The 8,222-nt window shown below is 68.4% G+C and carries 7 protein-coding genes; 3 read left to right on the top strand and 4 right to left on the bottom strand.

What is annotated here, in order from left to right; translation table 11 throughout:
• Nucleotides 1-657 precede the first annotated feature (657 nt).
• Both tyrS and ACWDUM_RS19500 read right to left on the bottom strand, forming a co-directional pair.
• On the bottom strand, nt 658-1,977 hold the full coding sequence (gene tyrS / locus ACWDUM_RS19505; RefSeq protein ID WP_450116388.1) for a tyrosine--tRNA ligase: 1,320 nt from the start codon (nt 1,975-1,977) through the stop codon (nt 658-660).
• Nucleotides 1,974-2,615 carry a DNA-3-methyladenine glycosylase gene (locus ACWDUM_RS19500; protein WP_450135184.1) on the bottom strand — a complete coding sequence of 214 codons (642 nt, stop codon included), beginning with the start codon at nt 2,613-2,615 and terminating at the stop codon, nt 1,974-1,976. The genes tyrS and ACWDUM_RS19500 overlap by 4 nt, the downstream gene beginning before the upstream one ends.
• A 122-nt stretch (nt 2,616-2,737) precedes the next feature.
• On the opposite strand from ACWDUM_RS19500, the gene ACWDUM_RS19495 reads away from it, so the two are divergent.
• The 3 genes from ACWDUM_RS19495 to ACWDUM_RS19485 all read left to right on the top strand — a co-directional run bounded on the left by ACWDUM_RS19495 (nt 2,738) and on the right by ACWDUM_RS19485 (nt 4,952).
• Nucleotides 2,738-3,472, top strand: a complete 735-nt coding sequence (locus tag ACWDUM_RS19495; RefSeq protein ID WP_450116390.1) for an ABC transporter ATP-binding protein — start codon at nt 2,738-2,740, stop codon at nt 3,470-3,472.
• Nucleotides 3,473-3,483: 11 nt separating this feature from the next.
• Nucleotides 3,484-4,239: an ABC transporter permease gene (locus ACWDUM_RS19490; protein WP_450116426.1), complete on the top strand. Its 756-nt coding sequence runs from the start codon at nt 3,484-3,486 to the stop codon at nt 4,237-4,239.
• 86 nt (nt 4,240-4,325) lie between these two features.
• Nucleotides 4,326-4,952, top strand: a complete 627-nt coding sequence (locus tag ACWDUM_RS19485) for a TetR/AcrR family transcriptional regulator (RefSeq protein WP_450135223.1) — start codon at nt 4,326-4,328, stop codon at nt 4,950-4,952.
• Here the strand turns inward: ACWDUM_RS19485 and ACWDUM_RS19480 are convergent.
• The gene (locus ACWDUM_RS19480) at nt 4,919-5,134 is read right to left on the bottom strand and encodes a Trm112 family protein (protein WP_450116391.1); all 216 of its coding nucleotides are present in this window, start codon (nt 5,132-5,134) and stop codon (nt 4,919-4,921) included. The two genes, ACWDUM_RS19485 and ACWDUM_RS19480, sit on opposite strands and share 34 nt — an antisense overlap.
• 49 nt (nt 5,135-5,183) lie before the next feature.
• On the bottom strand, nt 5,184-8,162 hold the full coding sequence (locus ACWDUM_RS19475) for an AMP-binding protein (protein WP_450135183.1): 2,979 nt from the start codon (nt 8,160-8,162) through the stop codon (nt 5,184-5,186).
• Between the last annotated feature and the right edge of the window lie 60 nt (nt 8,163-8,222).

Below are 8,222 nucleotides of genomic sequence, written 5' to 3'. Positions count from 1 at the left end.
CCTGAGCCAGGATCAAACTCTCCGTTGAAGACTCTGGATTGGCCGGCGAACCGGCAATCAGTCATAGACATCGAGTCAAATCACTAGCAAAAAAACTCAAACTAGCTAAACACTGACCATCCCAGACGGAAGAATGGAATGATCAGCAAATACCCACCCCATACAAATGATGGAGTGGAGTACCAAATAATTTGGCACTGACATTCATCGGCACACTGTTGAGTTCTCAAAGAACACGCACACACCATCACTCCCGAGATTATCTCTCGGCCGCTCCGGGGCAACTGTTCCAGCCTAACCGATTTCCCCCACCGGCGCAAACCGGTGAAGCAAGATCCAGCAGGCTTGCCAGGCGCCTTCGTCCAACCTCGTGTCCCAGTCCCTCGCGGGCCGGGTCGGTGTCCGTGTCGCTCTGACTCGACAAAAGTTACGTGGCCGTGAACGGCATCGCAAATCCGCTGGTCACGGCACACCAGGGCGGGTGAAACCCCAGGTCACCGCCCGCAGGAGCCGCCCCAGGCGACAAATTACAACGATGTGACGCCGCACACGCAGCGCCGCGGCTCCTCGAGGGTCCCCGCCACGAGGACCTCGCACATGCGGAGGGCGCCGCCCCTCGCATGTGCGAGGCGACGACGCCCTCCGACCGGGACCGTCTCAGGCCGGCAACAGCTGGATGCCGGCGAAGTTGCGCTTCCCGCGACGGATGACGAGCCACTGACCGTGCAGCAGGTCGCCGGACTCGGGCGTCCAGTCCTCCGCGCCGACCTTGGCGTTGTTCACGTACGCGCCGCCCTCCTTGACCGCACGCTTCGCCGCGCCCTTGCTCTCGCACAGCCCGCTGGCGACCAGCAGATCGACGATCGCGGTCGGTTCACCGGGGCGCACCTGCGCCACCGACGCCTCGGTCAACGCGGCGGCGAGGGTCGACTCGTCGAGATCGCGCAGTTCGGCCTTCCCGAACAGTGCCTGGCTGGCGAGCTCGACGGCCGCGGTGTTCTCGGCCCCGTGCACCAGGGTGGTCATTTCGGCGGCGAGCCGGCGCTGGGCGACACGCGCCTGCGGCCGCTCGGCGACCTCGACCTCGAGCTCCGCGAGCTCGTCCTGACCGAGGAAGGTGAACCAGCGCAGGTAGCGGATGACGTCGGCGTCACCGGTGTTCACGAAGTACTGGTACCAGGCGTAGGGGCTGGTCATCTCCGGGTCGAGCCACAGGCTGCCGCCCCCGGTGGACTTGCCGAACTTCTTGCCGTCCGACGAGGTGACCAGCGGCACGGTCATCGCGTGCACCGACTCACCGTCCACGCGCCGGTTCAGCTCGACACCGGCGATGATGTTGCCCCACTGGTCGGAGCCACCGACCTGGAGCGTGCACCCGTGGTCGCGCCGCAGCTGCAGGTAGTCGTTGGCCTGCAGCAGCATGTAGCTGAACTCGGTGTAGGAGATGCCGTCCGATTCGAGGCGCCGCTTGACCGTCTCGCGAGCGAGCATGACGTTGACGGAGAAGTGCTTGCCGATGTCGCGCAGGAAGTCGATCGCGCTCAGCTTGCCGGTCCAGTTCATGTTGTTCTCGACGACGGCGGCGTTGTCGCCGTCGAACGAGACGAACCGTTCGAGCTGGGCGCGGATCCGCTGAGCCCAGTCCGCGACCGTGTCGGCGGAGTTCATCACCCGCTCGCCGACATCGCGGGGGTCGCCGATGAGCCCGGTGGCCCCGCCGGCGAGAACGATCGGCTTGTGCCCGGCCTGCTGGAACCGCTTGAGCGTCAGGAGCGGGACGAGGTGTCCTGCGTGCAGGCTCGGACCGGTCGGGTCGAAGCCGCAATAGAGGGTGACCGGACCGGCCTCGGCCTCACGACGCAGCGCGTCGATGTCCGTGGACTGCTGGATGAGTCCACGCCAGGTCAGTTCGTCAACAATGTTCTCGGTCGAGGCGATGTTCTCGGTCAGGGCGTTCTCAGTCACGGCTTCGATCATCCCGCACTCGGCGGCGCGGGCGCACGCGGGCTACGCCGGTAGGCGGAGACGGCGTTCGATGTGGGATCCCACAGACGCCACGGACGGTCGGCGGCGCGGCTGATTCCCACCCGCGGCCCAAATGCGATCGGCGTCGCGGGGCCGGCGTCGAGTCGAATCGGGGATCCGCCGTCGAAGAGCGCGGACCCGTTGTCGCCCAAGGTTGTTCCGAGCGCCTGACCGAGATTGCCCGGACCGCGCGCCAATTCGCGTTGGCCGCGGTCGGGACCGCGACGGCGGCGCACCACGTCCTCCCCCGCGAGAATCTCCGCTGCCCGCAGCAGCACCGCACCCGCGGTCCCTTCCCCGGCGCAGCTGACGTTGAGGCAGAAATGCAGTCCGTGGCTGAGATAGACGTAGAGCCGGCCCGCCGGGCCGTACATCACTGCGTTGCGTTCGGTGGGTCCCGGATAGGAGTGGGCGGCCGGGTCCGGCCACGGCCCGAGCGGGTCTCCCCCGTACGCCTCGACCTCGACGATCCGCAGGCGCACCGCACCGCACGACAGTGTCGATCCCAACACCAGTCGAGCCGCGGTGACCGGGTCGGCGACGGTGAGCGCGTCCTCGCTCAGCTCGGGCGACCGGGAGAGCACCATCATGCCCGCGATTGTGCCCCGGAGAGGCCGGATCGGAGCGCCGCAGCCCCGTTGACCTGGGGACCGGAGGGGTCTATAAAAGTCATCAGACGATGATTTCATCGCTCGATGAATTGGAGCACGAGATGCCCGGATCATCTTTCGCCGTTGCCATCGACAACCTCGTCGTCCGCCGCGGTGACGTCGAGGTCCTGCACGGCCTCGATCTGCGGATCCCGACCGGCAGCATCACCGGCCTTCTCGGACCGTCCGGCTGCGGTAAGACGACGTTGATGCGCGCCATCGTCGGCACCCAGATCGTCGAGTCCGGCACGGTCACCGTCCTCGGCGAGTCGGCGGGTTCGCCGCAACTGCGCCACCGCGTCGGTTACGTCACCCAGTCCCCCACCGTCTATCCCGACCTGTCGGTGCGGCAGAACATCGCCTACTTCGCGGCGCTGTACGGCCGTCCCGCACGCGCGGCGACCGACGTGATGGCGATGGTCGATCTGGCCGCGCAGGCCGATGTTCCCGCCGGGGAATTGTCCGGCGGTCAACTCGGACGGGTCTCCCTCGGTTGCGCGCTGGTCGGCGAACCGGAGTTGCTGATCCTCGACGAACCGACCGTCGGGCTGGATCCGGTGCTCCGTGCCGACCTGTGGGAACGATTCGCAGGCCTGGCCGCGAGCGGAACCACACTGCTGATCTCAAGCCACGTGATGGAGGAGGCCGAGCACTGCCATGACCTGCTGTTGCTCCGCGACGGACACCTGCTCGCACAGCTCAGCCCGGGGGCCCTGCTCGAACAGACCCGTGAGACCAACCTCGAACATGCCTTCCTGACCCTGATCCGCGAACGAGAAGTTCAGGAGCAGTCGTGAACACCCCACTCATGACCCCTCGCATCTACGGGGCCGGCACCGCCCGTATCCTGCGGCAACTGCGCCGCGACCACCGCACCGTCGCGATGATCCTGCTGGTGCCGGCGCTGCTGATGACGCTGCTGTACTACCTGTACGTCAACGTGCCCACACCCCCCGGCCAGGTGCCGCTGTTCGACCGGATCGCCATCACCATGCTCGGGATCCTGCCGTTCGTGGTGATGTTCCTGATCACGTCGATCGCGATGCAGCGCGAACGCAGTTCCGGCACCCTCGAACGCCTGCTGACGACCCCGATGTCCAAGCTGGACCTGCTCGGCGGCTACGGCACCGCGTTCTCCCTCGCCGCGGCGGCGCAGGCCCTCGTCGCCTGTCTGGTCACCTTCGGCTTTCTCGACCTGACCACGGAGGGAAGTGTCGGCTGGGTCGTGCTGATCGCGGTGGTCGACGCCGTACTCGGTGTCGCGCTGGGCCTGCTGTGCAGCGCGTTCGCGCGCACCGAGTTCCAGGCGGTGCAGTTCATGCCGGTGATCGTGATCCCGCAGCTGTTCCTCTGCGGTCTGCTCGTGCCCCGCGACCAGCTCCCCGAATGGCTGCAGTGGGCGTCGAACGTGATGCCACTGAGCTACGCCGTCGAGGCACTGCAGCAGGTTGCCAAGCATCCCGGCGCCACGGCGACGATGTGGCGCGACATCGCCGTCGTGGTCGGGTTCGCGGTCGTCGCGCTGTGCCTGGCGGCGGCCACACTGCGTCGGCGGACGCCGTGACACCGCGGCGGAGCGCGCCGTGACACCGCGGCGGAGCGCGCCGTGACACCGCGGCGGAGCGCGTCGTGACCCGGCCGAGCGTCCGGATGGGGCGCCGGCCGGGCAGCCCCGACACCCGTGAGGACATCCTCGCGGCGGCCCGCCGCCGATTCTCCGAGACGGGGTTCGACAAGACATCGGTCCGCTCGATCGCGACCGCGGCAGGCGTCGACTCGGCGCTCGTGCACCACTACTTCGGTACCAAACGCGCGCTGTTTCTCGCGGCGATCGCGGTGCCGATCGATCCGAAGGTCGTGCTTGCCGGACTGCTCGACGCGCCTCGTGACGAACTGGGTGAGCGGTTCCTGCGCGCGGTGCTCGGCGTCTGGGAGTCCCCGCAGCGCGAGGGTCTGCTCGCGGCGCTCCGGTCGGCGATCTCCGGTGAGTCGGTCGGGCTGGTGCGCAGTTTCCTGACGGAGGTGGTGCTCGACGAGATCGGTCACCGGGTGGACGATCCTGCGGGGAGCGCGTCCCTGCGGGCCGGTCTGGTTGCGTCACAGATGGCGGGACTGATCGTCACGCGCTATCTGCTCCAACTCGATCCGCTGGCCACGATGGAACCCGAGCGGGTGGTGATGCTGGTCGCGCCGACGTTGCAGCGGTATCTCACCGGCGATCTCGCCGGGTCGAATGCGCCCGATCAGTCGGTGGATCCCGTTCCGCGCGTGATGTAGTCCTGGTGCTCGTCCTCGGTGACGTCGCGTGCCTCGTCGACGAGCAGCACCGGGATGCCGTCCTCTATCGGGTAGGCGCGACGGAGCCGCGGGTTGTAGAGCAGTGCGTCGTCGACCAGCAGGAGCGGGCCCTTGTCCTGCGGGCAGGCGATGATGCTCAGCAGGGTGGGATCGAGCGCCACGAAAGGTCCTCTCGCATCGGGTTGACGGGATCACCGGCCAGGCTACCCGCTAGCCGGTCGGTGCCCGACCACCGCGCTCCTGAAGGTCGGTGACCACTGCCTTCGTCAGTCGGCGGTAACGGGTGTGCTCGGCGTCCCAGAACCAGGCCCGCACTCCCGGCTTCGGCAGGCCCGCCGCCCTCAGCTCGCCGCGCCGGGGTCGATACGAGTTGCTGATCGGGATCTCGGGGACCACGTGCACGAGGTCTGGGCACTGCCCCTCGTCGAGGCCGGCGAACGCGTCGGCCAGATGGGCCGCCGTCAGGGACGCCCCAGGGCGCAACGTCAGTGCGGTGACCGCCAACTCCTCGTCGCCGGCCCGCACACCGTAGGTGACGACGAGGTCCACCTGGTCCAGGACGCCGAGCGCGTATCCGATCGGTTCCCCGTACACCGGGCCTCGCCGCGCGCAGACGACGGTGTTCCGGTCGTCCATGAGCCAGAAGTCACCGTCACCGTCGGTGCGGAACAGGTGCTCGGTGGGCACCCATGCGTCGCCGGCCGCGAACACTCCGCGCATCGCGCCGCCGATCGCCTCGGCGGACGTGGCCTGCCCCAGCAGGAGTCCCACCTCCCCGACCTCGCATTCGCGCACCAGTCCGTGATCGTCCTCGACGAACCGGCGCGTGACGGGGTCGTACGCGGCGATGCGGACCGCGGTGCTCCCGGGCAACGGACGTCCCTTCGACCCTGGCTTGGCGCCGGACACATTGGCGAGCACGACGGCGGCCTCGGTGGAGGCGTAGAACTCGAGCACGCGCGCGGGCGCAAACCGGTCCATCGTCCGCAGCCACAGTCCACGGGGCATTCCCGCACCGATGAACAGCCGGATCGGGTGCGAGGCGTCCAACGCGAAGTCGGGGCCGTCCACCAGTTCGCGCATCATCGTCCACGTGTACGCCACGACGGTGACCCCGTAGCGGTGCACCTCGGTCGCGAACCGCTCGGGGTCGAGACCCCGGGACAGTGCGATACGCGCCCCACCGGCGATCGCCCCGCCGAGCGTCGCGAGCAGGACCGACGAATGATACAGCGGCGCAACGGAATAGACCGTGTCACCGTTGCCGAGATTCGCGGCGGTCGCGGTTCCGAAAGCGGACAGGGCCCAGCGATGGTTGGTGATGTACTTGGCCTCGACCTCGCCGCCGAACCGCCCGAACAGCACGAACGCCAGTTCGTTTGCGCGGCCGGGATTGGGCCGGTACCACGCCGGCATCGCGATGAGGTCCGGCTCGATCTGTTCGAGATCGACCGTCTCCGAGTCTGCTTCCAGATCGAGGACGCGGGATTCGCCACCACCGAGGACGAGCACCGGTGGCCCCAGCCGTTCCGCGGCACGCAGATGGTCGGGATCGGTGACGATCGTGGCGACCTTGCCGAGCCGCATCGCGTCGGCGAGGTCCTCGGTCGGGGGCAGCAGCACGCTGATCGCGCCGATCCTCGACAGCGCAGCGATCGCCACGAGTGCACTGGGCCGGGTCTCCATCAGCACCCCGACCCGTGTGGACGGTCGCACCCCGGCCGCGATCAACCCCTTGACGACATTGTCGATCCGGGTGTTGACCGCACCGTTGGTGTACGCGCGGTCGTCGAACAGGAAGCACTCGCCGCGCGGGTTCTTCGCCCCTGCCTCGGCGAGCAGTTTGCCGAGCGAGATCGTGGTGTGCGGCTGCACCTGCCCGAGCCGGACCAGCCGCGGCAGCGCGCGGGCCGCCTCGGCGGTCAGTTCCCGGCTGCCGCGCACCGCGTGAACCGCCGCCTCCAGGGCCCCGCGCACGGCACCGACCCCCACCTCGGCGATCGAGGTACCGGTGTGCAGCAGCCGGTCCGCGACGGACACACCGGTCTCGTCGATCGGGAGGTCCTCCGCGGCCATCGGCACGATACCGGCCGGCTGCAGGTCCGTCCCGGTCCGCCACCGCACCCAGGCACCGGTCGTCGGCCAGGTGTGGTCGGCCGCCAACGATCCCACGACGAGGCCGAAATGACCTGCCCGCATGGTGGATTCGAATACCTCAGCCTTCGGCGCCGCTTTCCGGATACCCCGGACCGCGGTCGGCTGGCCGATGTCGTCCACCTCGCCGACGAATGCCAGGATCGGGCAGGTCACCTCGGCCAGGGAGACCGGTCGGTCACCGATCACGAAGCCACCGGACACCATCCGGTTGTGCACGACGAACTGTTTGAGCAGCTCCGCCACCGCCGGACCGGACCACGCCACCCAACCATCCGTGGCGAGGAAGCGGCGCTGCTGTTCACGCGGGAGGAGCGCCTCGCGGTCGTGCAGCTGCCGCAGGAAGTCGATCCGTGACTTGGCCGTCTTGACCGGGTCGAGGAGCTGGAACCCGGTGCGCGCCATCCAACCCGCGATCGAGAGACGGGTGAAGACGTGGTCGGCGAGGAAGTCGGCCGCCGGCGCGGCGATGTCGCCGGGGATCCCGAACGGCAGGGCCGCCAGGGTGTCGACCGGTGAACCGAAGGTGACGAGGGACGCGACGTGGCGGCACCGCCGGTACGCGGCGGCCTGGTAGGCGAACATGCCGCCCTGGGAGTACCCGGACAGGTGCACGTCCTGCCCGGTTTCCTTGTGCACACGGTCGACGATCTCGCTGATCGCGACGATGTGGTCGGCGAGGGTGCGGTTCCAGCCGCCCTCCTCGGTGTCCGGGGAACCGAAGTCGACCACCCACGGATCCAGACCCATCGAGTGCAGGATGCCGACCGCGCCCTGGTCCTGGGTGACGTCGTACACGTCGGCCGACATCATCATCGGCGGGATGAGCAGAATCGGCGGACGGGGTGAATCGGCTTCGGTGACCTCGTCGGCGAAGTAGCGACGGAGCCGGTACATCGGCGCGCGGTCGACGACGGTGAACTCCGACGGCCGGGCCTCGGTCTCGAGGCCGCCCAGCCGGACGACCTCGAGACCGTTCTGCGCGGTCGCGACCACGCGGCGAACGGAACCGTTCAGAATCTCGGACCAACTCACTGCCGCGCCCCCAACCTTCCGCCGGTGTTCCGGCACAGTGTATTCGCGCGCGGCAGTGAG

The sequence above is a fragment of the Rhodococcus sp. NPDC003322 genome, from assembly GCF_053589555.1.
This window is presented reverse-complemented; position numbering and strand designations above follow the sequence as displayed.